Source organism: Spiribacter halobius (genome assembly GCF_020883455.1).
In the GTDB taxonomy this organism is placed as follows: domain Bacteria; phylum Pseudomonadota; class Gammaproteobacteria; order Nitrococcales; family Nitrococcaceae; genus Sediminicurvatus; species Sediminicurvatus halobius.
This window is the reverse complement of record NZ_CP086615.1, coordinates 3,174,664-3,199,797: the sequence shown is the minus strand read 5'-3', so window position 1 is coordinate 3,199,797 and position 25,134 is coordinate 3,174,664. Positions and strand designations below refer to the sequence as shown.

The 25,134-nt window shown below is 68.5% G+C and carries 20 protein-coding genes; 4 read left to right on the top strand and 16 right to left on the bottom strand.

Features of this window, described 5'->3' with window-relative positions:
• Nucleotides 1-130 precede the first annotated feature (130 nt).
• Nucleotides 131-1,216, bottom strand: coding sequence for an alpha/beta hydrolase (locus LMH63_RS15055; RefSeq protein ID WP_109679909.1), 1,086 nt, complete (start codon nucleotides 1,214-1,216; stop codon nucleotides 131-133).
• Between the two features lie 881 nt (nucleotides 1,217-2,097).
• Here LMH63_RS15055 and LMH63_RS15050 point away from each other — a divergent pair.
• Nucleotides 2,098-3,591 (top strand): amidase, encoded by a 1,494-nt coding sequence (locus LMH63_RS15050; protein WP_109679908.1) that lies wholly within the window; start codon nucleotides 2,098-2,100, stop codon nucleotides 3,589-3,591.
• Nucleotides 3,592-3,906: 315 nt separating this feature from the next.
• Here LMH63_RS15050 and rfbA read toward each other — a convergent pair whose 3' ends face one another.
• From rfbA to LMH63_RS14995, 12 genes are all read right to left on the bottom strand, one after another.
• Nucleotides 3,907-4,800 (bottom strand): glucose-1-phosphate thymidylyltransferase RfbA, encoded by an 894-nt coding sequence (gene rfbA / locus LMH63_RS15045; RefSeq protein ID WP_109679907.1) that lies wholly within the window; start codon nucleotides 4,798-4,800, stop codon nucleotides 3,907-3,909.
• A 69-nt stretch (nucleotides 4,801-4,869) separates the two neighbouring features.
• Nucleotides 4,870-5,187 (bottom strand): four helix bundle protein, encoded by a 318-nt coding sequence (locus LMH63_RS19555; RefSeq protein WP_373317939.1) that lies wholly within the window; start codon nucleotides 5,185-5,187, stop codon nucleotides 4,870-4,872.
• 119 nt (nucleotides 5,188-5,306) lie between these two features.
• On the bottom strand, nucleotides 5,307-6,227 hold the full coding sequence (rfbD, locus tag LMH63_RS15040; protein ID WP_109679905.1) for a dTDP-4-dehydrorhamnose reductase: 921 nt from the start codon (nucleotides 6,225-6,227) through the stop codon (nucleotides 5,307-5,309).
• The gene (gene rfbC / locus LMH63_RS15035) at nucleotides 6,224-6,772 is read right to left on the bottom strand and encodes a dTDP-4-dehydrorhamnose 3,5-epimerase (protein ID WP_109679904.1); all 549 of its coding nucleotides are present in this window, start codon (nucleotides 6,770-6,772) and stop codon (nucleotides 6,224-6,226) included. The genes rfbD and rfbC overlap by 4 nt, the downstream gene beginning before the upstream one ends.
• Nucleotides 6,773-6,999: 227 nt before the next feature.
• Nucleotides 7,000-8,076, bottom strand: a complete 1,077-nt coding sequence (gene rfbB / locus LMH63_RS15030) for a dTDP-glucose 4,6-dehydratase (RefSeq protein WP_109679903.1) — start codon at nucleotides 8,074-8,076, stop codon at nucleotides 7,000-7,002.
• Nucleotides 7,997-11,659: a VanZ family protein gene (locus LMH63_RS15025; protein WP_109679902.1), complete on the bottom strand. Its 3,663-nt coding sequence runs from the start codon at nucleotides 11,657-11,659 to the stop codon at nucleotides 7,997-7,999. Before LMH63_RS15025 ends, rfbB begins: the two co-directional genes overlap by 80 nt.
• Nucleotides 11,660-11,710: 51 nt before the next feature.
• Nucleotides 11,711-12,853: a Kelch repeat-containing protein gene (locus LMH63_RS15020; RefSeq protein ID WP_109679901.1), complete on the bottom strand. Its 1,143-nt coding sequence runs from the start codon at nucleotides 12,851-12,853 to the stop codon at nucleotides 11,711-11,713.
• A complete protein-coding gene (locus LMH63_RS15015; RefSeq protein ID WP_109679900.1) occupies nucleotides 12,850-16,287 on the bottom strand; it encodes a VanZ family protein in 3,438 nt (1,145 codons plus the stop codon). Before LMH63_RS15015 ends, LMH63_RS15020 begins: the two co-directional genes overlap by 4 nt.
• Nucleotides 16,280-17,359, bottom strand: a complete 1,080-nt coding sequence (locus LMH63_RS15010; RefSeq protein ID WP_109679899.1) for a nucleotidyltransferase domain-containing protein — start codon at nucleotides 17,357-17,359, stop codon at nucleotides 16,280-16,282. The genes LMH63_RS15015 and LMH63_RS15010 overlap by 8 nt, the downstream gene beginning before the upstream one ends.
• Nucleotides 17,316-18,281: an HprK-related kinase A gene (locus LMH63_RS15005; RefSeq protein WP_109679898.1), complete on the bottom strand. Its 966-nt coding sequence runs from the start codon at nucleotides 18,279-18,281 to the stop codon at nucleotides 17,316-17,318. Before LMH63_RS15005 ends, LMH63_RS15010 begins: the two co-directional genes overlap by 44 nt.
• A complete protein-coding gene (locus LMH63_RS15000; protein WP_158280460.1) occupies nucleotides 18,278-18,583 on the bottom strand; it encodes an HPr-rel-A system PqqD family peptide chaperone in 306 nt (101 codons plus the stop codon). Before LMH63_RS15000 ends, LMH63_RS15005 begins: the two co-directional genes overlap by 4 nt.
• Before the next feature lie 34 nt (nucleotides 18,584-18,617).
• Nucleotides 18,618-19,268 (bottom strand): hypothetical protein, encoded by a 651-nt coding sequence (locus LMH63_RS14995; protein ID WP_109679896.1) that lies wholly within the window; start codon nucleotides 19,266-19,268, stop codon nucleotides 18,618-18,620.
• Nucleotides 19,269-19,595: 327 nt separating this feature from the next.
• On the opposite strand from LMH63_RS14995, the gene LMH63_RS14990 reads away from it, so the two are divergent.
• Nucleotides 19,596-20,363: a S1C family serine protease gene (locus LMH63_RS14990; protein ID WP_109679895.1), complete on the top strand. Its 768-nt coding sequence runs from the start codon at nucleotides 19,596-19,598 to the stop codon at nucleotides 20,361-20,363.
• Between the two features lie 374 nt (nucleotides 20,364-20,737).
• Here LMH63_RS14990 and LMH63_RS14985 read toward each other — a convergent pair whose 3' ends face one another.
• From LMH63_RS14985 to LMH63_RS14975, 3 genes are all read right to left on the bottom strand, one after another.
• Entirely contained in the window at nucleotides 20,738-21,256 is a 519-nt protein-coding gene (locus LMH63_RS14985; protein WP_109679894.1) for a hypothetical protein, read from the bottom strand.
• Nucleotides 21,253-21,549 carry a nucleotidyltransferase domain-containing protein gene (locus LMH63_RS14980; protein ID WP_146205274.1) on the bottom strand — a complete coding sequence of 99 codons (297 nt, stop codon included), beginning with the start codon at nucleotides 21,547-21,549 and terminating at the stop codon, nucleotides 21,253-21,255. The genes LMH63_RS14985 and LMH63_RS14980 overlap by 4 nt, the downstream gene beginning before the upstream one ends.
• Before the next feature lie 129 nt (nucleotides 21,550-21,678).
• Nucleotides 21,679-22,746, bottom strand: a complete 1,068-nt coding sequence (locus LMH63_RS14975) for a lipase family protein (protein ID WP_109679892.1) — start codon at nucleotides 22,744-22,746, stop codon at nucleotides 21,679-21,681.
• 242 nt (nucleotides 22,747-22,988) lie between these two features.
• Here LMH63_RS14975 and LMH63_RS14970 point away from each other — a divergent pair, with 242 nt between their 5' ends.
• Entirely contained in the window at nucleotides 22,989-24,056 is a 1,068-nt protein-coding gene (locus tag LMH63_RS14970; protein WP_146205273.1) for a hypothetical protein, read from the top strand.
• The gene (locus LMH63_RS14965; RefSeq protein ID WP_109679890.1) at nucleotides 24,056-25,120 is read left to right on the top strand and encodes a hypothetical protein; all 1,065 of its coding nucleotides are present in this window, start codon (nucleotides 24,056-24,058) and stop codon (nucleotides 25,118-25,120) included. The genes LMH63_RS14970 and LMH63_RS14965 overlap by 1 nt, the downstream gene beginning before the upstream one ends.
• The last annotated feature ends 14 nt before the right edge of the window (nucleotides 25,121-25,134 follow it).

The following is a 25,134-nucleotide window of genomic DNA, read 5'->3' as shown; positions in this document are numbered from 1 at the left end:
CAGGCAGAACGGCCTGGTTTAACCGCTTACGGCAAACGCGCAGCGCTCGCCGACACGCCGGCTATACCGCGCGACTGGCGCCGCGGCGCACAGGCCCTCCGAGGGCGGAGCCAGAGCCGCGCGCGGGCGTTCACTTCGGGGCATACCAGTTCCCCTCCGGGTGATATTTCAGGCCACGCTCGGCGCTCCCGCCGCGGAACGCGGCCTGGAAGAAGGCCGCGACCTTCTCGTTCTTCTCCGCCGGCTCGCCGAACGGGGAGTGGGAGTTGCGCACCCGGGGGGTGTCGGTGAGATTGACGTAGTACGCGTGCCGGCTGGTGAGGTCCTGCAGGTAGTGACCCAGACGGGCCAGCTGCTCGGAGCCGAGCTTGGCGCGCGAGAGGCCAAGGGCGTAGTCGTTCTCGTTGATCGTGATCAACAGGCGCTTGCGGAAGCGGAGCCGGTCGACCCACAGCGGATGGTCGAGGTGGTTGGTGTCGGCCTGGCAGAGGGTGATGTTGTCGAACAGCAGGGCGTTGCCTTCATTGGCGCTGCTCTTGAGCATCTGTTTGAGCAGGTAATTCCCCATGCTGTGGTACATGGCGTTCACGGTGAAGGGGCAGTCCTCCCGGAGCAGCCGTGCGTAGAGCTCGTCTCTGGCCTCCGGGTTGCTCTTGTGCTCCTGGTTCGCCCGTGCCAGCAGCCGCTCCCGCCGGGCGTTTGTGATCCATTGCAGGTACTGGTGCATGAACTTGAGGACGCGCTCCAGTGCGCCTGTCGAGGCCCGGGCGTCCCGCTTGTCCGATTTGTAGCTCAGCCTGCCGTGCAGGCCGCCCCCGTTGGCCGGCCAGGAGAAGGCAACGACCTCCACGCCGTACCGGCTCTCCAGTGCCTGAGCGCTGGAGAGGAGATCGTGCATGTCGTTGTTGTAGCCGTGGACGAAGAACAGCACATGACGCTTCTCCCTGCGGACGCGGCGGGCGATCTCGCAGGCCACCCGCAGGCTGGGATAGAAGGTGTCATCGGGCTTGAGCGGGAGCCCGAATTCCTGGATGAGGGCCTTCACCTCCTCCTGCGGCAGCGGCTCGTCCGGGATGAAGTCGACCTGCCAGGCGTCTCCGTCCCGGGTGATATTCGCAAGGCGCAGGTTGTTGCTCCCGCCCTGGTTCGGCTTGTCCCCGAACTGCGCGAGACCGGTCTCGCCCTCGTGGACCCAGCGATTCGTTACGACGTACATCGGCGTCTCCCTGGCAACCGGGATCGTCTTTCTGGATATTCAGAATTCTGGTGAGGAGTGGGTGTCGCTGGCCAGTGTAGCCATTTTACACTTTTCCCCAGGTACGCCCTGTCGTCGAAATCCGCTCGATAGAAGATCCCCGATATAGTCGCGATTATCACGCACTCTGCCAGCAGGGCGACTTCCATCGCAGACAGGCTTCCCGGATTCACCCCTGATCACCCGGAGTGACCTGTCGCTTTCCTGGCTTATCGGGCCTGCGGCGCTGGAGCTTGCTGGAGGTGCGGGAGGCCGCGGCTGCCAGCAGGTTGGTGGCGTAACCTTTGGGCAGGGTCCATGGCAACTGGACCCGACTCGCGAAATAGATGCTCCCGGGCGGTTCACCGGGACGTGTGGCTGGCCCCTCGTAGGCAGTTCCGGAACGCACTCGTAGTACCTCAACGGTGCGGCGCAATTGACTACATAGCCTCCCGCGAGATTGCGGCCCTGGTGGAAACCCCGAATGACAGACCGCTTCGGGTGGTCGGCGTCCAGCGGATTTGCCGAGATCTCTTGGCATTCGCCGAGGAATGACGGGAGCGCGCGATCTGTGGATAGTGTGTACGAGCGCATGACTTCAGACACCCAACGCAGCGTGAAACCGCACCGAGGTGCGGGACGATCACCACCGGCGCGCTCGGTACCAGAAGAGCATGTGTCGCTGGGATTCGTTACACGCGAATGGGGGGAGAAATCGTCAGAAGGGGGAGTAGGCGCGGGGAGGACTACCGCAACGCCGCCGCAGGCACGATCTGTCTGGCGGATCGGGGTTGCGACGGCCACCGTTGCGATCGAATTCCGGAAGCTTCAGCCGGTCACGTGATCATGACAGGGAGCGGCCGATGAGCGTCTTCCCCGAGTATGTGGACTGCGATGCGACCAGACTCGCAGAACTGGTGCGGGCTCGCGAGGTCAGCGCCGAGGAGGTGCTTGAGGCCGCAATCGAGCGGCTGGAGCGCCGCAACCCAGCGGTCAACGCAGTGATCCGCACGACCCTGGAGGAGTCGCACACTGCGGCGGCGGGGCCGGGCGGCCAAGCCTTCTCCGGGGTGCCTTTCCTGTTCAAGGATATCCTCCAGGCGTTTGCGGGCGTACCCATGACCTTCGGCAGCGCGGCGGTTCGTGGCTACGTCCCGCCGGTACACAGCGAGTACGTGCGCCGCGCCCTCGGCGCCGGCGTATTACCCCTCGGGGTCAGCAACATACCCGAGCTCGGGTTGATGGCCACCACCGAGCCCGAGGCCTTCGGTGCGACCCGCAACCCGTGGGACCTGACGCGCACTGCCGGGGGCTCCAGCGGTGGTGCCGCGGCGGCCGTGGCAGCCGGCATCGTGCCCATGGCCGGCGCGAACGACGGCGGCGGGTCGATCCGCATCCCCGCGGGCTGGTGTGGTCTCGTCGGGCTCAAGCCGTCGCGCGGGCGCGTGCCAATGGGGCCGTATCACAGCGAGGTCTGGCACGGCGCCGTGTGCGAGCACGTGGTCAGCCGCAGCGTGCGCGACTGCGCCGGCATGCTCGACGTCCTCAGCGGACCGTGCCGGGGCGCTCCGTACACCGCGCCCCGTCCGGAGCGGCCCTATCGCGAGGCGATCGCTGCCGATCCCCCGGCGCTGCGCGTGGGCTTCACCACCCGCTCGCCGGTGGATATGCCCGTCGAGCCTTCGTGCGTCGAGGCCGTAGAGAAGTGTGCCCGGCACCTGCAGAACCTCGGCCACCATGTGGAGGAGGCCGAACCGGCTGTCGACGGCATGGCCATCGCCCGCGCCTTCCTGACGCTCTACTACGGCCAGGCGGGCGCACAATTGCAGAGGCTTAGCGAGCTCCTCGGTGACGGTTTTCGTCCCAGCGCGCTGGAAGTCACCACGCGCGCCCTCGCCCGCCTGGGCCAGGCACTCTCCGCCGCGGAGTACTGCCACGCTCACGACCACTGGAGCACTGCCGCACGGGCGATGACCGAATACCACGCCTGTTACCACCTCTACCTCACACCCACCGCCGCGTCGGCGGCGCCTCGCCTTGGCGAGCTGCTCCCCCGCGGCTGGGAATACCTGCAGCGCCGGCTGCTGAGCCTGCCGGGGGTGGCCAATGCGGCACTCCGGCTGCGCATCCCGGAGCGCCTCGCAGCCGAGACCTTCGCTGCCACGCCGTTCACGCAGCTGGCGAACCTCACCGGGCAGCCCGCCATCAGCCTGCCCCTGCACTGGACCGATGCCGGCCTTCCGATCGGGGTGCAGCTCATTGCGCCCACGGGTGGCGAGGCACGCCTGCTGCAGGTGGCGGCGCAGCTCGAACGCGCCTGCCCCTGGTTCCGGCGGTGCCCGCCCGCAGCAGCGTAGGGCGCGGCGTCAGGAGCCGCCAGCCGTCTTTTTCGATGATGCGGTGACGCCCGCCGATGGCGCGGAGGATGCGCGGCAGAGCCACGGCAACGTCCCAGGTGTCGGTCTTGCAGGAAGGCGCTATTCCTGACAAACGCTCACGGGACCTGAAAAACGATGCTGGGGGGCCCGCCATGAAAGCCCTGCCCTACCCGTGAAAGCCTGTTCCGGGAATCTGGTTGCCCCTGAATCGTGTTTGGGCGGGTGCGGCCGACCGGGAGCCGTTGTCCTGCTGCGGCGCGATGGTGGCCCCGGGGGGAGGTCCCTGATCGCGCCTCAGAACACCACCTCCTCCAGCATGCGGAGGAGGTAGTCGCCGTAGCCGCTCTTTGCGAGCGGGGCGGCCAGGGCGCGGACCTGGTAGGCGTCGATGTAGCCCATGCGGAAGGCGATCTCCTCCGGGCAGGCGATCTTGAGGCCCTGGCGCTTTTCCAGGGTCTCAATGAAGGTGGCGGCCTCGAGGAGAGATTCATGGGTGCCGGTGTCGAGCCAGGCCATGCCGCGGCCCATGATCTCGACCTGCAGCTCCCCACGCGCGAGGTAATGCTTGTTGATGTCCGTGATCTCGAGCTCACCCCGTGCGGAGGGCGAGAGGCTGCGGGCGACGTCCGCGACGCTTGCGTCGTAGAAGTAGAGGCCCGTGACGGCATATCGGCTGCGCGGCTGATCGGGCTTTTCCTCCAGGCTGACGGCGCGGCCTTCGCGGTCGAATTCGACCACGCCGTAGCGCTCCGGGTCGCGCACCGCGTAGGCGAACACGGTGCCCCCCGCCTCCCGCTGTGCGGCCTGGGCGACGGTGGTGGCGAGGTCGTGCCCGTGGAAGATGTTGTCGCCGAGCACCAGTGCACACGGCGCATCGCCGATGAAACGCTCGCCGATGATGAACGCCTCGGCGAGGCCCCGCGGCTCCTCCTGTATCGCATACTCGAGCTGCATCCCCCACTGGCTGCCGTCGCCGAGCAGCTGCTCGAAGCGCGGCGTGTCCTGCGGCGTGGAGATGATCAGCACCTCGCGGATCCCCGCCAGCATGAGCGTGGTGAGCGGGTAGTAGATCATCGGCTTGTCGTAGACCGGAAGCAGCTGCTTCGACACCGCGTGGGTGACGGGGTAGAGGCGGGTGCCGGAGCCGCCAGCCAGGATGATTCCCTTTCGGTTCGGTGGTGTATGCATCGCGATTAGGTGATTGGGTGATTAGGTGATTGGGTGATTAGGTGATTGGGTGATTAGGTGATTGGGTGATTAGGTGATTGGGTGATTAGGTGATTGGGCGGGTGGGCCGTTAGCCACCTTGCGGTGTAGGCCCGAGACCAGGGCCGATACTTCGTTGATTCTTGCTTCCCGAGCGGATGCTTCCCTGACGAAGCCGGGCTCCTTCGCGATTACGGTCTGGGTATCGAGCTCGCTGAGCGAGCCATTGGCCATGGCAAGGAAGCGCGCAAAATTCCTCGACGGGCTTCTGGCTGCCCCCTCTGCGATGTTGCTGCACACGGGCACTGGCGCCCGGCGCCTCTGTGTCGTTAACCCGTAAACTTCCTCACGCGGGAAATGCCGGGTCATGCCGTAGACATCCTTCACAAGCAACATCCCCGCGCGCCACGCCCGAAGACGACGATGCGGCCTTTCCTTCGCCTCCACGCCCCTGTCGAGCCTCCCTGCTCGTTCACATCATCACCTAATCACCTAATCCCATCCCCCTCAACCAATTCAGAAACCACCCTCTCCACCCCAGCCTCCCACGGTGGCATCCGGAGCCCGAACGCCCGCTCCAGCTCCGAGACGTCCAGCCGTGAATTCCGGGGGCGGGCGGCGGGGGTGGGGAAGGCTTCGCTCGGCACGGGGGTGATGGCGTCGTCGGTGACGCGGATCGGGTAGCCTGCCTCGCGGGCTTCGGTGATCAGGTGGCGGGCGTAGCCGTGCCAGGTGGTTTGACCGCGGGCCGTGAGGTGGTAGGTGCCGTCCAGCGTTGAATTGCGGAGTGTGGCATGGAGCGCCTGGGCGGTGACGTCGGCGATGAGCTCGGCGCCGGTGGGGGCGCCGTGCTGGTCGTCGACGACCTGGAGGGCGTCGCGCTCGGCGGCGAGGCGCAGCATGGTGCGCAGGAAATTCCTGCCGCGGGCCGCGTAGACCCAGCTGGTGCGGAAGATGAGGTGGCGGCAGCTTGCGGCGCGTATGGCGGTCTCCCCGGCGAGCTTGGTCTTGCCGTAGAGGTTCAGCGGGTCGGTGGGGTCGCCCTCTCGCCAGGGAGCCGTGCCGCTGCCATCGAAGACATAGTCTGTGGAGTAATGCACCAGTAGCGAACCCGTCTCCCGGCAGGCCTCGGCCAGTGCCTGCGGACCGTGGGCATTGATCTGGCGTGCGGTGTCCGCCTCCTGCTCCGCGCGATCGACGGCGGTGTAGGCGGCGGCGTTGACCACTGCGTCCGGCTTGAGGGTGTGTACGGTCTGGGCAAGCTTGCCGGGGGTGCCGAGGTCGCCGTGGAGGCCGTCACGGCCATCCCGGTCCAGGGCGATGAGCTCTCCGAGCGGGGCGAGTGCTCGTCGCAGTTCCCAGCCTACCTGGCCGTTGGGCCCGAGCAGTAGCAGGCGCGGTGCGCTCATGGATAGGCCTCCGCCTCAGCGAATGCGGCGCCGCTGGCGTCCTTCTCGGAGAGTAGCGGTCGGTTCCCTGCCGTGAGCGGCCACTCGATCCCGAGGTCCGGATCGTCCCATCGCAGCGTGCGTTCGTGCTCCGGAGCGTAGTAGTCCGTGCACTTGTACTGGAACTCGGCCGCGTCTGAGAGGACCAGGAAGCCGTGGGCGAAGCCGGGCGGCACCCAAAGCATGCGCTTGTTCTCCGCCGACAGCCGCTCCCCGACCCATTGTCCGAAGGTGGCCGAGCTGCGCCGCATGTCCACGGCCACGTCGAACACCTCGCCCACCGTCACCCGCACCAGCTTCCCCTGCGGCTGGCGGATCTGATAATGCAGGCCGCGCAGAGTGCCCTGCTGCGAGCGGCTGTGGTTGTCCTGGACGAAGACGAGATCGAGCCCGAGCTCGGCGAAGACACGGGCGTTCCAGGTCTCCATGAAAAAGCCGCGGTGGTCGCCGTGGACCTTCGGCGTAAGGAGGAGGACGTCGGGGATGTGGGTGGGGGTGTGGTGCATGGGATTGGGTGATGAGGTGATGAAGTGATGAAGTCATGAGGTGATGAGGTGGTTGAGAGGGTGGCTTGCGGGGAGGGCTGGGGCAAGGGGTAGTCGGTGACGGGGTGGCTGGCACTCGTGCGGAAGCTGGTTTCGCGGGTGAATGTCTGCGGCCGCGTGGGTCGGGATTCGCCCGGCAGGGCCGGGCCCCCGAAGAAGCCGCCCCCGCCGCCGGGATTCGGCCACGCTTACCTCATCCCCCCATCCCCCCCAACCCCATACTGCCTCTCCATCCACTCCCGATACGCCCCCGTGCGCACGCTTTCCACCCACTCGGGGTTATCCAGGTACCACTGCACGGTCTTCTCGAGTCCGGTTTCGAAGCTTTCGTGGGGCTCCCAGCCGAGCTCGCGGCGGATTTTGGTGGCGTCGATGGCGTAGCGCTGGTCGTGGCCGGGGCGGTCGGTGACGAAGCGGATGAGCTGCTCGCGTGGGCTGCGCGGGTCGGGCATCAGGCGATCGAGGATCCCGCACACGGTCTGGACGACTTCGAGGTTGTTGCGCTCATTGAGGCCGCCGACGTTGTAGGTTTCGCCAAGGGCGCCCCGTTCCAGAATCATCCGCAGCGCGCGGGCGTGGTCCTCGACATAGAGCCAGTCGCGGACGTTCTCGCCGCGCCCGTACACCGGTAGCGGCTTCCAGTCCACGGCATTCAGGATCATGAGGGGGATGAGCTTCTCGGGAAACTGGTAGGGGCCGTAGTTGTTGGAACAGTTGCTGGTGACCACTGGCAGGCCGTAGGTGTGGTGCCAGGCCCGCACCAGGTGGTCCGAGGCGGCCTTGCTCGCGGAATAGGGCGAGTTCGGCTGGTAGGGGCTGTCCTCGGTGAAGAGGCCCTCGGCCCCGAGGCTGCCGTAAACCTCGTCGGTAGAGATGTGGTGAAAGCGGAACCGCGCCCGGCGCTCCGCCGGCAGTGCCTCCCAGTGCCGCCGGCTCGCCTCCAGCAGGTTGAAGGTGCCGTCGATGTTGGTCTCGACGAATGCCTGGGGTCCGGCGATGGAGCGATCGACGTGCGACTCCGCCGCAAGGTGCATCACTGCATCGGGTGATGAGTCGGCGAAGGTGCGCTCCAGTGCCGCCGCGTCACGAATATCGACGTGGATGAAACGGTACCGGGCGCTGTTGGACGCCTCGGCGACCGAAGCGAGGTTGCCGGCATAGGTCAGGGCATCGAGGTTGATGACCTCATGCTCGGTTTCGCGGATCAGATGGCGGATGACGGCCGATCCAATGAAGCCGGCCCCGCCGGTTATGAGGATGCGCATGGTGCTCCTGCCGCCTTTCTCGCTGTGACGAAGCGTATCGGATTCTATGGCTCTGGGGTGTTGGTGATGGGTGAGTGCGTGGTGATGGGGTAATGAGGTCGGCATCGGAGGTGGATGCAGCCGTGTGACCAGAGAAGCCTGCTTTGGCCGGGCGATGCCGCCGTGTAAAACGGGCAGCACGCGGCCTACGCCCCATCACCCCGTCCCCCCCCCCCCTCTCCACCCGCCCCCTCGCCATCCCCAGGAATGCCACCAGCCAGAACAGCATGGCAATCCGAGGCGACCAGAACACCGTGGCGAAGACCGCGATGACCAATAGGCCCGCCAGGGCGGCCAGGACCGCAAGCGCGACCGGTGAGCCGGCGACGGACCGGCGCGCCAGAGCGGCCGCCGCGGCCAGGATGAAGAGGGTGAAGGTGGTGGCGCCGAGGAGGCCCTGATCGATGTAGAACTCGAGCCACTGGTTCTCGGCGCGCCAGGCCTCATGGCGGGAAGTGGTGTGGTACCAGCGCTCGAGGCCGTCGGTGAAGCTGCCGTTGGAGAGCAGGTCATGGCCGTCGTCGAGCAGTGCGGCGCGCTCGATTTCGATGATGCCCTCACCGCCGAAATGGGCGATCCCGAAGGCAAGACCCCGCTGGGCGAACCAGGGCCCGGCGCCAAGATCGCCAGCCTGAATGCTGAGCTCGTGCTGTTGCCAGACGCCGGGCTCGCCTTCCACCCGAAGCCGCTGCCACTCGCAGCGTACCCACTCCATCCGGTGGGTCTCGCAGAGGACGACCGCGAGCGCGCCCCACTCGGCGAGCACGGGGCGCACCTGGAGCTCCACGGTCAACCGTGACCCGGGCATCGCGGCGACCCGCTGGGCGACGAAACTCGGCTGGCTCGGGCTGAGGCGCAGCAGGCCGTCGCCGGGCTCCGCCGAGTGGGCGAAGTTCACCGGCAGGCGCTCCTCGCGGGCGAGGCGGTCGGCCACGTGGAGGCGCGGGTAAGCGCCGAGCCCGTGGCCCAAGGTGGCTTCCAGCGCGCCAGCCTCGGCGAGGCGAAGGGCGTGTTGCCAGCGCTCGAGGCGCCCCTCCAGATCGGCCTCCAGACGGGTGAGGCGGTAGTCGAGGTAGCTGCCCATGCCGCCCTGCACGCCGGCTGCGAGCAGCGGCAGCAGTACGAGGGCGGCCAGCGACCCGATGGCGCGCAGCCGATCGCCGTCGCGCCAGGCCAGCCATGCGAGCCCGGCGAGGGTCGCTGCCGCGGCGAGGGCCGCCCCGAGATAGCCGGCTCGGGAGTAGGTGACCAGGACCGCGTAGGCTGCGCCAGCCAGTAGCGTGAGCCCGCACAGGAACGTGATCAGGTGCCGCGCCTGCCATGTCCAAAGCAGGGCGAAGGGCAGCGTCAGCACCAGAAAGGCCTCGATGGTCGGGCCGCCCACGTGCATGTCCGCAAAGAGTGCGGTGACGCGGTAGCCGCTGTCGAAGTCGAGGAGCCCGGGGTAGGCGTTGCGCTCCCAGAGCACGACAGCCACGACGGCCGCGAGGCCGGCGGTCATGCCGGCGGTGAAGCGATGACCCACGCGCTCGGCCTCGGCGCTCGGGAGGCGGCGCGCGAGGAGGTAGAGCGCCACACCCCAGGCGAAGCCCTTGCCAACGCGCAGGGCGTTCATGGGGCTGTCGTAGGTGGCGAAGGCGTTGGCGTCGAGGGGTGGCAGGGGCCACAGGCCGGTGGCCAGACTGATCACCCAGGAAACCGCGAACAGCCCCGCCGCCGTGGCGGCGAGGCGCGGCAGGTGCAGGCCGTGGGCGGCCGGTGGTCGGCGCCAGAGTCCGACGGCCAGGGTGACGGCGAGCAGCAGATCGAGCTCGCTGACGAAGTATCGCCCTGTGTAAGGCGCAAAGTTGAGCAGAGGCACTGCCACTGGAACGGCGAGCAGCCAGGCCCCGGGGTCGCGATAGAGCCAGGCGGCGTAGGCGATGAGGCCGATCACCAGCAGCAGTCCGGCCATTGGCCAGAACAGCGCCGCGGCCAGCGCTGTCGGTCCGAGCAGGAGCGCGACGGCTCGCGCCCGGTAGCGGGAGGGCCGCTTCGGGCGTGCCGGCGCGTGGCGCCGGGCACCGCGCCTGATGCGTCTTCCCGAACGGGGCGCCTGCTGCCAGACGCTCGTGCTCACGGCCACCGAGTCACCCGGCGGGCGCCCGGCGCTCTCTGCCGCGGCGGCGGGAACTCGACTTGGCGGTCCTGCGGGCAGTGGGGGGCTGCGCGCTGACAGCGCGGTGAACCCGCGCTCCAGTACCGCATGAGCGAGCACGGCCCCGACTGCGGCGATCAGGAGGTTGGTGGGGTCCGGATGGAGCTCGGCCACCAGGAGCTTGCCCGTTTCCATCACCAGCGCGATGAGCGCAGCCACGGTGGCGGCGATCCCGGCCGTGGCCGCACCGCGACCCCATGTCCAGAGCGCGGCACCGATGGGTGCGTAGAGCCCGAGGTGGTAGACGAGGCTCTGCATCGCCTCCGCCTCGGAGGTGAAGTAGTGGTAGTAGAAGGGGAGGAACGATACCTCGGAGAGGCGTGCCAGCGCCTCATTCACCGGCAGCCGCGAGCTCCCGGTGAGGCCGTTCAGGAGGGGCAGGCCGATGGCGTAGGGAATGATCCCGGCCAGTGCGAGTGTTCTCAGCTGTCGGCGCAACCGCTCGGGCGGGGTGCTGAGGGCGTGGGTCAGGGCCAGGGCTCCGGCTGCGCTGCCGACACCCCGCGCGACAATGGAGGCGCCCTGGCTCACGCCGTGGAAGATGAAGATCTGCAGGGTCTCCAGGCAAACGCCGAGCGCGAGGCCGGCCAGGAACACGGGTGCGGTTCCGAGGGCTCGCCCGTGCAGCCTGGCCCGCAGCGCAAGCCAGGCGCCAATGGGCAGCACGGTCAGCGTCTCGAGCAGCAGTCGCGCAGCGCAGCGGGCTTCGTCCTCGCAGCCGCTTATCAGCAGCGCGGGCGGCCGCGTGGCGAGCCGGCGGGAGAGCTCGTCGGCGCTCGTGATGAAGTCGAAGGGGAAAAGGCTGAACAGCAGGTAGCCCGCGGTGTACACGCCAAGGCCGGCGGTGATGCCCGGCAGGCCGGGGTGCGCCGCGGCGCGCAGGCTCGCGAGGATGCGGGGCCCGGCGCCGATCCACAGTGAGATCCCGAGGCCACCGCCAAGGAGCGCGGCCAGGATGTCGTTGAGCGAGGCCGTGCGTGGCGAGAACTGGGGCTGCACCACCTCGATGGCGAGGGCAGTGAGGAGCACGGCGAAGAGGGCGCCGAGCGCCGCGATGGGGCCGGGGTGGCGATGGCGCCGGGCCAGTGCAGCGACGAGCAGCATGCCGAAGGGCACGAAGAGCACCAGGTTCGCGATCCAGTCCGCTCGGCTGCCGAGCCCGAGATCCAGCCAGCGCAGCTCCAGTGCCCGCTGCCACCAGATCTCCGCCGGCAGCCCCCGGTAGCGGAAAGGGATGAAGCTGACGTACGCGAGCCCCGCCAGGTAGGCCGTGATCCACGGCCATAACCGGCGGCCCGTGGTGGGGCCGGTGGCGGGGATCGCTCGCTCGGCGGCGGTGGTGACCATGCCGGTTCGGGCCTCGTGCGGAGCCGGCGCGCTGCGCCAGGCCGGGTTGCTCTAGGAGGCGGACCGTTCCAGGCGCAGCGCCCATACAGTGGTGGGCTCAGCGTGACTGCCGGTGACCAGCAGGAACACCTCCCGCCTGCGATCGTAGACCATCATGAAGTTCATGCCCTGAGCGGGCAGCGTTGCCTCGGGCAGGCGCCGGTAGCGGTTGCGCTCGGGGTCATAGACGCAGGTGACGGCACGCTCGGCGTCCTCCCCGCCCTCGTCGGGAAGCAGCAGGTAGACCCCGTGGTCGGGGCTGTAGGCTGCCGGGAAGTGCTGGTCGGCGGGGCACTCGTCGCCCCCGGGACGGCGATACTCCCAGCGGCCGGCATCGCCCGGCAACGTCCCGGGGTGGTAGAGCCAGACACCTTCCCGGGCGCGCTCGCTGCGCTGGTCGCCGAACACGGCAAGGCTCCCCGAGCGGCTGTCGTAGGCCATGGTGTGGTGCATGTTGTGATGGCTCTCCGCGGATGCCTGCAGCCACTGGCTGCGCTCGGGGCCGAGCTCCCAGATGCCGTTGCTGTAAACGACGATGGTCTCGCGGCGCTCGTCGTAGGCGCTGGCGCTCAGGAACAGTGACGTTGGTGCAGGTAATGCGCGCCATTCGCCCGTCTCCAGGCCATGGCGCCATGCGAACGGGGCGAGTTCGGCGGAAACCTCTTGCCGGCGTGGGTTGTGCAGAGGGTGCGAGGCGACGAAGAGGGCATCCGCGAGGGCATCGTAGAGCACGCCATCGTAGGTGTGCATGGCCCAGGGCTGGTCGCCGCGGGGGCCGGCGACGGCGCGCTCCGAGCCGTCTGCGCGATAGCTATCCGGGTCGGCCGGCGGATGGCTTCGCTGCCAGCGGCGCGTGGCCGGGTCGAAGCGGTGAACGGTATTGTCCCAGTCGCGGCCGTGGGTGTCGGAACCGAAGAGCAGCAGGTGGCCGCGTCGACGGTCGTAGGCTGCCCCGGCGTGGCCCTGGCGGTGCCAGCCCAGATCCCGGGCCTCGTGGAGAGACACCCAGCGGTTTGGCGGCAGCGACTCGAGGCCAGCGGTGCCGAATGCCCCGGACGGGGCCGGGTCCTCGCTGCAGGCAGCGAGCAGCAGGGCACTCGCGAGTCCCGCTGCGAGACGCCGCCGCCGACGCTGGCACTGCGCCGCGCGGCTCACCGCGGCGTGTCGTCCCGGGCGACACGCACCCGCACGCCCTGCTCGCGGTCATCGATCAACCACCAGTGAGTGGTGCCCCCGTCCGGGCTGCGCAGCTCCACGGCCAGGCGGTCTGGCTGCTCGATGCGGGTGACCTCCGGGGTGTCCGCTTCGCCCGCCAGGCGAGGGAACATCACGACCAGAAAGCGCGTTTCGCGGCTCGCGATGCCCGGGGAGACCTCGATCCGCCAGGATCCGGGTTCGGCATCCGGCTTGCGCTCCTCGACGATCCGCTGAACCTCGCCGTCCGCGTCGTAGTTGCGGTCCTCGACGAAGAACTCGAAGCCCCGGCCGCCGATCGGGTTGACGTTAGCGCCTTCGGGCAGCAGCACCTCGGCGGGCATCCGCCCCCCCCCGCGCCCGGGTGAGCCGGTGCCCGTGGTGAACACCTCGAAGCCACCGCGTTCCGCTTCGGGGCGCTCCACGCAATGCAGCAGCCAGCGCTTGCGGAAGTCCGGATCGGTGGCGCGGACGCGGTCGTAGACGATCACCGCGCCGCTGCGTCGGTCATAGATGAAGGTGCGCAGGAAGCGCTCCACCCGCCGCGTGCGGTGGGAGAAGGTACCGTCGCCGGAGAGGGCGTTGGTGTAGGCGGCGGTGAGGTCGGCGACGACGTAGAGATAGTCCTCCTCGATGCGGTGGTGGAGGATGTCGCCCGTCTCGTAGATCTCGCGCTTGGCCTGCCACTCGGCGAGGTCGATGGGGGCGGCCTCCACGCCCCAGCCCGAGCCGATGCGGCGCTGGCCGCCGTCATTGGCAATGCGCCGGCTGGACTCGTCATCCTTGCGCGGCGGGGCGTGCACGGTGTCGTCGGGATCGGTGACGGTGACGACGTTGTGCGCGATCGCCTGGTAGGTGTAGTTCATGTGATGGTCGGAGTTGTACTTCGGCCCGTACAGCCCGCTGTCGATGGCGAGGGGCCCGCCCTTGTAGATCGTGAAGGCCCCCTGGTCCAGGTGGCTGTGGGACCAGTAGTTGTCGCCCGCCTTGAAGGTTACGTAGGTGGCCTCGCCCGACCAGTCGCTGCGCGCGACCACAAGCCCCAGGCCATCGAAGAGCCTGGCCCAGGGCAGACGCCTGACCGCGTCCGGGTCGTAGAGCTCGGGTCGGGGCAGCGGACCCCAGGGCCAGGCCGTCGGCTCGATGCGCGGGCGGTTCCCGAGGCTGTAGGCCGCGGCGTGGCCGTACTCGAGGGCGAGGGGTACACGGTCGGGGACGCGGTTGTTGAAGTGCCCGGCGTCCCCCCAGCGGAAGTCCGTCCCATCGGGGCGCTTGCGGTAGACGAGGAAGTCCAGAAAGCCGCGGATGCCGGGTTCGCTGGCGAAGAAATCCTCTCCGGTGGCCGAGCGCCACATGGCCGGCACCTGATAGATCGCCTGGCCGATGCCGATGCCCACGTACTCGCCGCCTTCGTGCCAGCCGCCGTTCTCCCCCATGACCTGGCGCCAGACCGGCAGCACGCGCTCCTCCCAGAGGTCCTGGGTAAAGCGCATGATTGGATCCGCCCGGGGGGTATCTCCGTAGCCGGCAAGGGCGACGGCGACCAGCGCCTGGAAAGGGCTGTTGTAGAGGTAGACGTTGTAGGGCGAGAGGCGCTGCTCGCGGATGAAGCCGATCAGGTACTCGCCCCCTTCCACGAGCTTGTCCTGGAGCTGAGCGCGTTGCTCGGCGGTCCACTGATCATGGAGCCAGTCATAGGCGAGGGCGATGGGCTTGGCCTGCTGGTGGCCTCGCCAGTCGTACTCGAGCGCCATGAGCCGCTCGTGGAGGCGCCCTAGGTCCTGACTGCCCGGGTCGAGGAAGGCGGTGAGGGTGACGGAGTAGAGATTCCCCGCCCCGCCGCTGGCGCGCTCCCGGTGGCGCTCCAGGTAGCCGGGGTTCTCGGCCCGCAGGCGTTCGATGTCGGATGCCGACGGAGCGGGAAGTCTCGGGTGCTCGTGGCGGAATCCGGGCAGGGAGACCGGCGTCAGGTCCGAGGGTTCCGGAAACTCCGGGGCCGGCGTAGTGGACGGGCCCTGCTCGGCCTCCCCGGTGGGGCCGAAGACGACACTGGCGCCGAGCAGGCCGGCCGCCGTCAGCAGGATAATACCCTGTGGTGCCCAGAGGCCGAGCGGGCGTAGCGCCAGCGGGCGCACCCGTGCGCGCTCGGAGCTGCCGGTGCGCCAGCGGTACCAGGCTGCGGCCCAGCCCATCAGCGGCAGCGCAATGTCGGTGACGTCCGGATAGCGGCCCGGGATGCCGGTCTGGGCGAGCTCGACGGCGCCGGTAAGCACCAGCACCAGCAGGCCGCCACCAATGGCCAGCCAGCGCCGCAGCCCCGGGTGGCGACTGTAGCTGCGCAGGGCACAGCCTGCGGCCAGGTATGGCCAGAGGCTTTCCAGGATGCCGGCGAGGCCGAGCACGCCGGGAAGATGACCCCGGAACGGCGTCCAGTTGAAGGCCCGATTGGGCGCGCCCTCGATGCCCAAGCCCCCGAGGCCGCCCGCGGCGGCGCCCGCGAGCAGGAGCGCGCATGCGAGCAACGCAGCGCTCTTGCGGTTTGCGCGGGTCAGCAGCGCCAGGAGCGCCCCTGCCGTGGCGAGACCGATGAGGGCCTCGAGGGTCAGGGCGCGGCTGAGGACGGGGATCTTCAGGAGCAGCGCCGCCCCCGCGAGCGCCATGAATGCAAGCGGCCAGGGCTTCCAGCGGTTGCCTACCGTGTACAGCAGCAGCCCCAGGCCGGCGAGCTCGAGGGCGTGGGAGAGGGCCTGATGCCAGGCGACGGGCGCAACGCCCAGCAGCCCCCGCTCCACCGGGAGCAGGCCAGTGCGCAGCGTTTCGAGGGTGAACCCTGGCGCGAAGGGTACGAGCTCAGCGAGCAGCCAGAGGATCAGCGCTCCCGTGGCGAGATCGCCGGTTAGGCCCGGTAGCAGCCAGTTGCGCCGCCAGTGGCGCATCACCCGCCCCGGCGGCGTGTCCGCCCGAGCGAGGCGCTCCAGGAGAGCCCCTGCCAGCGTCCCAAGCGTGTTCGCGGCCAGGTCGGTGCCCGACGTCTGGCGTGCGGGCAGGTAGGCCTGGAGAAGCTCCATGGACAGGCTGAACGTGGCGCCTGCCATGGTCACGAGGATGAGCGCCGGGAGTGTGCCGAGACGTCGGCCAAGCCCTATCCCGAGCAGCAACCCGAGCGGTATGTAGACCAGCAGGTTGAGCGCCAGCTGACTGCCGCCGAGGGCTTGGGCATCGAGCGTCCGGAGTAGCTGCAGCGGGTCGTGCAGCGGCGGGCGCCAGCCGACCAACGGGAAGAGACTGCCGTAGGCGAGCAGCAGCAGGTAGCCGCCGAGCAGAAGCGTCAGTGCGCCGCCTCCCGTGGACCCGCGCTCGGCGGGCTCGACATGTGGATCTGATGCCTCAGGCATGGGCCTCGCGCCCCCGCAGGGCCTTGCGTGTGAGGTGAGGGAGAAGCAGGTGCAGGGGCATGCGCAGATAGTGACCGCGCACGTAAAGCAGCCAGCGGGCGAGGCCCGCGCCGCGGGGCTCGCAGCTCGGGTGCACGCCGCGCACGGCGGTGCGGAAGAGCGGAAGCAGCCAGCGGTCGCTGGGCCGTGTGGTTCCGCTGCCCCGCGCGAGTGCTTCCAGGGGTTCCGGCGGAACGGTGACCCCCAGCACGGCGCGAGCGGTCATGAGGCCGTGATAGAGCGGACGCGAGAGGTCCATGTCGTCCGCCCGTTCGGTCAGCCGCTGCCATTGGGCGGGATCGTCTCCGAGCGGTGCCACCAGGGCGCGCAGATCCACCAGGTCACGCAGCCCGTGATCGAACTCGCCCTCGCAGAAGAGGTGGGTGGCGCAGTGGAGAATCCGATCCTCCGGCGACGGGATGGCGAACGGAGGATGGGCCGGTAGGGGTTCGGCGGCGGTGATCAGCCGCTCGCCCGAGGGGTGATGACGCGCGGTGTCCGGCAGGATGTTGTGGTGCACGTCCAGGATGCTGCCACGGGCGCTGTGCTGCAGGGGCGGCAGCTCGTGCATCCAGCGCCGGTAGTAGCGCTGGTCGTAGGCATCGGTCTTGGTGCTGACCCAGCCGTGGAGGAACAAGGCGCGCTCCACTTCGTCCAGCCGCTCACGGCGGACGAGCAGATCGATATCGCTGAATTGGCGGCCGCGTGCCGCCGGCAGGCCGGCAAGCACGTAGGCTGCACCCTTCAGCAGTACCACCGGCTGGTTCAGTGCCCCGAGTGCCTTTGCGACGGCGGCGAGCTCGCGGTTGACCGAGCCGTGGAGGTGCTCCGCCTGTAGCGCTGCCGCGTCCAGGTGCCATCGCGGCGACGGGGGTACTGCGTCCAGCCAGCCCGCCTGTTCGCCCATGGCGTGCAGATGGGCGAGCAGCTGCGCCTGGCGGGCCTGGCGGATCAGCAGGTCCCAGTCGCGTGCACGGCGTGCCGGCAGCTCAGCCGGGCGCCGCAGCGCTCGCAGCAGTAGCTCTTTGGACATGCTCAGGCTCGCTTTTCGGTAGCGCGGCCAGTTCCCGGAGGGCTTGATCAAGGTTGCCGTACACCAGGCTATGTGTGCTGGAGCCCTCGATAAGATCCGCCAGGCAGTCGAAACCGCGCACGCCGAGGAGGTCGTAGTTGAAGCTGTTCCTGGCGAGCTCGAGAAACGCCTGGGCGCGTGGCACCCCCTCGAGCCTCGTGTCGCTGTCCGGGGCGAAGCGGGGGAAGACCACCCAGGCCGCCCTCGCCATCTCGTGCGCCCGAGTGACGCTTTCCGAGGGCGGGCGTAGATGGGCGATCGTCCCCTTGAGCGTGTCTCGGGCGAGGGGGCCGAACGCGGCCCCGGGCGAGCGCGCTTGGATGAGCCCGATCGCGTCGTTCTTCAGCCCCACCGGGCGCGCGAGCGGCTGGATGCGGGTGCTGCCATCGCGCAGGACCAGTGCCAGCTCGTCGGAGAGCAGGCGCCAGCCGTCGTGGATCAGCCCGGCGGTCAGGGTGCTCTTGCCGGAGCCCGGGGGGCCGCTGAGGATGAGCGCGTGTGGTCCTCGGGCCACGACGGCGGCATGGATGATCAGATACTGATGGGCATGCGTGTAGATGCACCAGTTGAGTGCCCACTCCTGCAGCGCCGGAGCGTGGGCCAGGGGCAAGGGCTTGAACGGGACGCGGCCATCCAGCGAGAAGCTGACCTGGGGCGCGAGCCAGCGACGCAGCCCGCGGGGACGGTCCAGCTCGAGGTGGAAGTCGACAAACGCCGCTTCGTCGACCACGGGAAAGTCGGCATAGAGCGTGCACAATGCGGCGGGTATGTCTCGCACCGTGGTCCGGAGAGCGACCGCGAATGGCCCGATGCCCAGGCGCAGGCCCAGATCGGACCGCAGGCGCCGCCGGATCTCCCCCAGGGGCAACTCGGCCAGAGTCATGGCGCGTCCTTTTCTGCCTCGGCCGCAATGATGATGCCGGCGATCCACAGCTCCGCAAGCGCGCGATGCACATCGCGCTGTGTGGCCACCCACGCGCGCAGACCGAGCGCCGAGCGCACGCGTCGGGTTATGGCATCGGGCTCGGCAATGCCCTGTTCGATGCAATGGAGGACCTGGGTGCTGAAAGCATTCAGGTAGTGCGTGGCGTCGCTGCGCGTGTCGTAGAGTACGCTCTCGCCCTCCCACGTGCGCCAGCGGCAGCCGGGTGAGAGTGTCAGCGGCGTTGTCGCGGAGTCTTGCACGGGACGCGGCTCCTGGCCCCGCCGGGGCCGCGGCTCAGAGCGAGTCGTCCGCCGCCAGTGGGCAATACCGCTCGTTCAGCATGATGAGGTCGGCCCTGAGCCCTTCCTGATCGTCGTGCACCCGGGCGTTGTAGATCTCGACGATCTCCGACCAGCCATAGCCGAACTCGACGCGGGGATCGGCGGCGTTCAGCAGAGCCGCCGCTGCGTGGAAGCCCAGCTCGAAGGGATCGCTGTAGACGTCTTTCGTGTCCTTGCAACGCGCGCGGCGCATGACCTGCATCAGCGTGAGGTCGGCGAAATTGGCGTTGACGGACTTCTCGAACAGGTAGTCCGCGTGGAACGGCGTGCCGTCCTTGTTGAAGCAGTTACTGCCCTTTTCCGCATACGGCGTGCCTGGGTCGAAGGTTTCGGGCCATTGCCCCGGATTGTTCATCCAGTACCCGGGCGTGCAGCCTTCACAGCTCGCGGTACGCTCCGGGCGCGAGAGGTTGGCCGAGGTCATGGCGGAGATGGTGCAGTTGCCATCCGCCCCCCAGACGCGCCGGCTCGGCAAGGTCAATAGCACCGGTGCAGTGACGGTGATGCCCTTGAGCAAAGACCGCCGCCGCCGGTCCGGCGACTGCTCCGGCGCGGAATGTGCCGCCTCTGACTCGGCCGGCTTGCGCGGTTCGTCCTGCTTCATCGCGGGTGCCCGTCAGTTGGGAGATCTGCGGTTACAATAACCGCTCTCTCTATTTCTGTAATCTATGTCACATTTTACCCATTGGCAATCGCCTCCGGTCCTCACCACGTACTCGCCCGTCACCGTGGCTGTATTCAGGCATGCACGATTTGCGCCGAATCGGCTGATTCCCTTGACGTTCCGCGCTGTGCAGCTGGTGGGCGCCTTGGTCGGACGCCAGTGAGTGTCTCGGTGTAAAGGTTTTCGACAGATGTTGGAGCGCGCCCGGTGGTGTACGTTTTGGGTGATGCGCTGATACCGAACGACCGCCACTCACGGAGTGTCACCATGCTGCGATTGCCTCGCCAGGCCGCGACGCTCCTGCTGGCTGCCCTTGCGCTCGTGCCGGTGGTGTCGGCGCAGGAGTTGCCCGACACCATCGAGCGGATCAAGCCGGCGATCGTCGGCGTCGGCACCTACCAGGCCACTCGCCGGCCGCCCTCCCAGCTTCTCGGCACCGGCTTTGTCGTGCTCGAAGGCCGCCATGTGGTTACGGCCGATCACGTGCTGCCGACGGTGCTGGACGAGGAAAACCGGGAACAGCTCGCGATTTTCTTCCGGCGCGGGGAGCGGCTCGAGTGGCGGCCGGCTACGCTGCGCCGGTCGGACTCCGAGCACGATATCGCTGTGCTGGCGATCGATGGGCGACCACTGCCCGCTCTGCAGATCGGCGACTCGGACAGCGTGCGCGAGGGCGAGGGGTACGCATTCACCGGGTTCCCCATCGGCGCGGTTCTGGGTCTTTATCCGGTGACGCACCGGGGGATTGTCAGCGCGATCACCCCCATCATTACGCCGGCGAATCGTGGCCGCGAGCTGGATGCGGAGGCCATCCGGCGCCTGCGCAGCCCTTTCCGAGTGTTTCAGCTTGATGCCACCGCGTATCCCGGGAACAGTGGCAGTCCGGTCTATGACACGGAGACCGGCGAGGTTGTCGGCCTTCTTAACAGTGTCTTCGTGAAGGGTAGCAAGGAGCGGGTGCTGGAGGACCCCAGCGGTATCTCCTACGCGGTCCCGGCGCAGTATATACGGGCGCTGCTGGACGGCATTCGCTGACGTACCATTATCTTGGGCGCTGTGGGTGGGGTGCCGGCCTCGCCGGCAGGATGCTGGTTGCGCGTGATCGCGCCGACGGGATAATTTAGCGCGGCGGCCTCCTGAAGGAATCGGGTAACGCCCTTCATAGCCCGACCCCCTCTTGACGCCCGCCGAGCAGCCGTCGCATGCCGGCGATGAGCCCCGGCCCCTGCCAGGCCACCCATTGCGTCTGCCGCGCCCGCTGAAGTCCGTTCGAGATCTCCTGGACCTTTAAAGAGGCCCACGCGACTTGATATAAGCGCTTCCCTCAGTCGTGAAACGGCGGCTCGCAAAGTACTCAGGGGGGGGGGTCTTGCAGGCAGGGAGCCCGCAGCGGCTTCACCGCGCCCGACCTACGATGGGGGTTGCCGCTTTGGCAGTTCGAGGCCGATGCGGTTCTCAACGTAATGCCTGGTGCGCTGCAGGGCATCCAGTAGCTCCGGCGCGAGTTCAAGTGCCCGGTTAAGAGCCGTGACCCGGTCGACGCTCTGTTTCGGATAGTCGTGGGAAAGGGCGTTTCGCACCTCACGGACTTCGCTCCATCGCTCGAAGCCAGAGATCAGACCGCGCTTTTCCATGGCGTTGATCACATCCAGCATCGTGGCCTCGCTCGCTGCCTCCTGTTCCAGGAAAAGCAGCGATCGAAAGACCTTGCGGCCGAGGGCATCCTGCAGGTCGCAGAAGCGGGCACGAAATGCGTCGAGGTGGTCCTTCGTGTCCTCGTCGAATGCTTCCGGCGAGGCGTCCTCGGCTACCGGAAGCCAGCCCTGGCTCCTGCCGCGCCGAAGCGACGATTCGAGGTTTCGCGCCGAGCGCGCGGCTTCGGCGAATACTTCCGTGAAGATCTGCGCGGCAGTGGCGTCATATTTCATTGCAGCCGGATGCCCTGGTGGCAGACATGGCGCTCGAAGGCGGTGGGCGGGCGCTGCCGTGGCCGAACGATGAGGTCGATTTGCTGCTCCCCGAGTTTGCGGGCAAGTGCTGCCTTGAAGGCGGCGCGAGCCCGCAGGATGTCGTCGCGGTCCGTCTCCACGTAGAGGTCGATGTCGCCGCCGCGGCGCTCGTTGTCGACGCGCGACCCGAACAGCCAGACCTCGGCACTATCGCCAAAGTGTTTTCGAGCGAGATCGATTATGGCGTCTTGTTCCGGCTGAGAGAGTCTCATGTATAGCAAGGGATCCTGTTGACCCGAGTTCCCCTGGTGATAGCACAGAGCGTCCATCTCGTGCACCGCCGGCGTCTGATGTCTTCCGCTGCTCACCTGCGCCTTGTCCCCCGTGCGCTTCCTGGTGGATCAGGATGACCCGCTCCGCGGGTTCCTGTGCTCCGCGTACACCCTGAGCTTCAGCGCGTACTGGTTCATGCTGTGGTCCGACGCCAGGGCGCGGAAGCCGGTGGCAAGCAGCCGCTGGATCACCTCCTTGGCGCGCCAGATGATGTTCGGGCTGTGCCCGACCAGGCCCTTGCGGGGTTCCCCGTTGCCATCGGGGGCGAGGGCCGGGCCCGGACGGAGGTAGATCAGGTGGCCGTGGTGGGTGTAGCCGCCGAGGTGGCGGCGGACCCACTCGCTGAGGTTGAAGGTGAAGTTGATCGGGATGACCCGGATGCCCGCCAGCAGGACCGTCAGGCCGTAGCCGAACGGGATCCGCGTGACGCCGTCGGCGCCGTGGACAACGCGGTACACGGGCGTTTTCAGATGGCGGAAGAACTCGTCGTCGGCGACGCGGGGACAGCCGTAGGTGTAGGTCGCGCCGGTGCTGTCGGCCTGCAGGTAGCGGGTGGCGACCAGCGCCAGGGCGCCGCCGAGGGAGTGGCCGCTGAAATACACCGGCAGTCCCGGGTATTGCGCCAGCGCGTGGCGGATCGGTTCCCGCACCCGCTCGAAGGCTTCGAGAAAACCGGCGTGGACGCGGCCGCCGCCGGGGGCGGCCACCATGTTGGCCTTGAGGTCGGTGGCGACGTCGGCGATGGAGGGCTGCGTGCCGCGGAATACCACCACGAGCATGCCGTCGAAGTCCTCGACGGGGGGAAAGCGGAGGATCATGCCCTCCGTGCCGCCCTCGGTGAAGATGTCCAGCAGCTCGAGATGGGCGCGGGCCAGGGCCGGGTCGAGCGGGGAGCTCGCCGGGCGTCGGGCGGCCAGGGCGTCGTGCAGCAGGCGCGTCAGCTCGGTGTCGTCGGCGTCGTCGGCGATGGCCGCGCGCAGCCGCGGCAGGAGGTCGGAGGGGAGCTCGCTGCCCGGGAGCGGTTCGTAGACCAGGCGTGACAGCTCGGCGAGGAGCCATGCGGTGCGGTCGGAGTAGGCGGCCCGGCGGGTGGGCGGTCTATCGAGGTCGATGTCGCAGACGAAGTAGTCGCTCATCGGGGTGCCTGTCCTTGCTGGAGGTAAGGCCGTGTTGGCTGGATCTCGTTGCGCTGACGGTCTCTGAAGGAAAGATCAGGCAGGGGTGTTTTGCCAGGTTTCCAGGCTGCTGTTGGCGCGCTGTGCGCGCCATCGCGGTCGGAGACCGCTTCTAACCCGGGCATTTCGGGTATCCAAACCGGGCTGGATGGTCTATCTAATCCGGCGAGGGATGAAGGGATTCCGCGGCTGTTGGGGGAAGGATGGCAAGGCAGCAGTTGATCATCGTCCACGGGATGGGGCAGCACACGGCGGACTCGTTCCGGGACGAGGTGCGAGATGCCTGCCGGGAGGCGGGCGGGCTGTACGACTCGCTGCGGGATGAGGACGTCACCGGGCGCTTCGACATCGTCCCCGTCGGCTATAACGACATCTTCGAGGAGTTCCGGGCCGAGCTTGCGGAGCGGGCGCAGCCGCTGGCCGAGCGCATGGCGGCCATTGCCGGGACCCTGCCCATCGCCTCCAGCGTGGCGGCGCGGATCAACGCGCTGGAGTCGGAGATCACCGACGACAGCTTCTTCCGCACGCACTGGCTGGATGTGCTGCTGTATCGCTTCACGATCCTCAGCGAGCGTGTTCGGCTGCGGCTCGCCGAGGCGCTGGCGCGCACGATCGCCGAGCACGGTTCGGCCAACGTCCACGTGCTCGGGCACTCGCTCGGCACGGCCGTGGTCCACGACACCCTCGCCAAGGCCTACGGCCCCGAACAGATGGTGGGCCCCGACGGCAGCCAGCACAGTCTGAGCCCGACGACCCACCGCCTCGGCAGCGTGCACATGGTCGCGAACGTCAGCCGCGTGCTGCAGAGCTTCATCGACGTGAAGGCCTCGCCGGTGCGCCCGGGTGAGCGGGGCTGCACGGCGGAGTTCCTCGAGTACCGGCATCGCCTGGACCCGGTGGCGCGGGTGCGGCCCTTCGACCCGACGGACAACGGCCGCTGGGTATCGCATCTGGTCTTCCGCAAGGCCTACACGCTGGCGGAGCTGACCTCCGTCACCCGCGCCAACACCCACGCCATCGGCCACTACCTGCTCAACCCCAAGGTGCACCTGCCGCTGTTCCGGCTGCTGTTCCGGTTCCGTCCCCGCAAGGCGGAGACGGAGGCGGCCTCGGAGCGGTTCTTCGCACGCACCCTGCGCGGACATGCGGAGCGCCTGGAGGAGGCCTTCGAGGACTTCCAGCCGCGGGACGAGGATGCGCTGCGGGATCTCATCCGTGCCGGGCAGGCGCTGAAGGCGCTGGTGGAGAGCTTCGGGGAGGAGTTCGAGTGATGGGCGTGGTCGGGTTGGCGCGGCGGCTGCTGGTGGGCGGGGTGCTGGTTGCCCTGCTCGGCCTGGTGGGCCCGGCGGGTGCGCAGAACGGGCCGGGCAATCCCTGCGGGCCGGATGCCACCGCGGCGGACTGCCTCTGCGAGCAGGAGACGCCGCCCGCGGTGCACCTGCCGGCGGTGCAGGCCGGCGCCGCGGACGTGCGCGCGGCGCTCTGCGCCGACAACGAGGACCTGCGGGGCGTGCTCGAGCGGCTGACCACCTTCCTGCGGGAGACCCAGGGCTGGGCGGAGCGTTATGGCGGCTTCCGGCGCCTCACGGAGGCCGGCGAGCGGGGGGAGCGGGTCAGCCCGAATCAGGCGGTGCTGGATGTCATCGACGCCGGGCGCGGGGTGCCGACGGTGACCGTCGGGCGCGACGGGGAGCTGGTGATCGACGGGCGCGTGTTCCTGCAGCCGGCGAACGTTGGGGCCTGTGATGCCCGGGCCATGGAAGTGGCCGACAGGGCGGACTGCTTCGATGTGCTGGACGAGTACGCCGAGCTCTACAACCACGCCCAGGCGACCTACGCCTCGGATTCGGCCCTGGCCTTTGCCCGCTACGCGCGGGATCTGGACGCCCAGTGGCAGGCCTATCTGGACGACGCCCGCTCGCAGACCCTGCTGGAGCTCACGCTGAACAGCTATCTCTACCGGCGGGACGAGGACGCCCGCTTTGCGCCGCCGCCGGAGAGGCAGTGGATCCTGCTGCATCCGAACCTGGTGATGGAGTACGTCGAGGGGGCGGAGGACGGGGACCAGTTCCAGGAGGCGCTGATGCTGGAGGTGGTGGGGGTCAACTACTGGCGCCAGGAGCGCTGGTACCTGCCCTCCGGCGGCTCGCTCATCGCCCTGTACTCGGACCGCCGCGAGGTGGAGGACTGGGGCTACGGCGCGGCGCTGCACTTCGCCAACGCCTACACCGTGGGTGTGTCCCGCCGTGACGACGAGACCGGGTTCTTCCTGACGGTGGATCTGCTGAAGCTGGTGGAGAATCGGAGGACGATTCTGGAGAGTTTCGGGCGCTGAGGGGCCGCCACGGC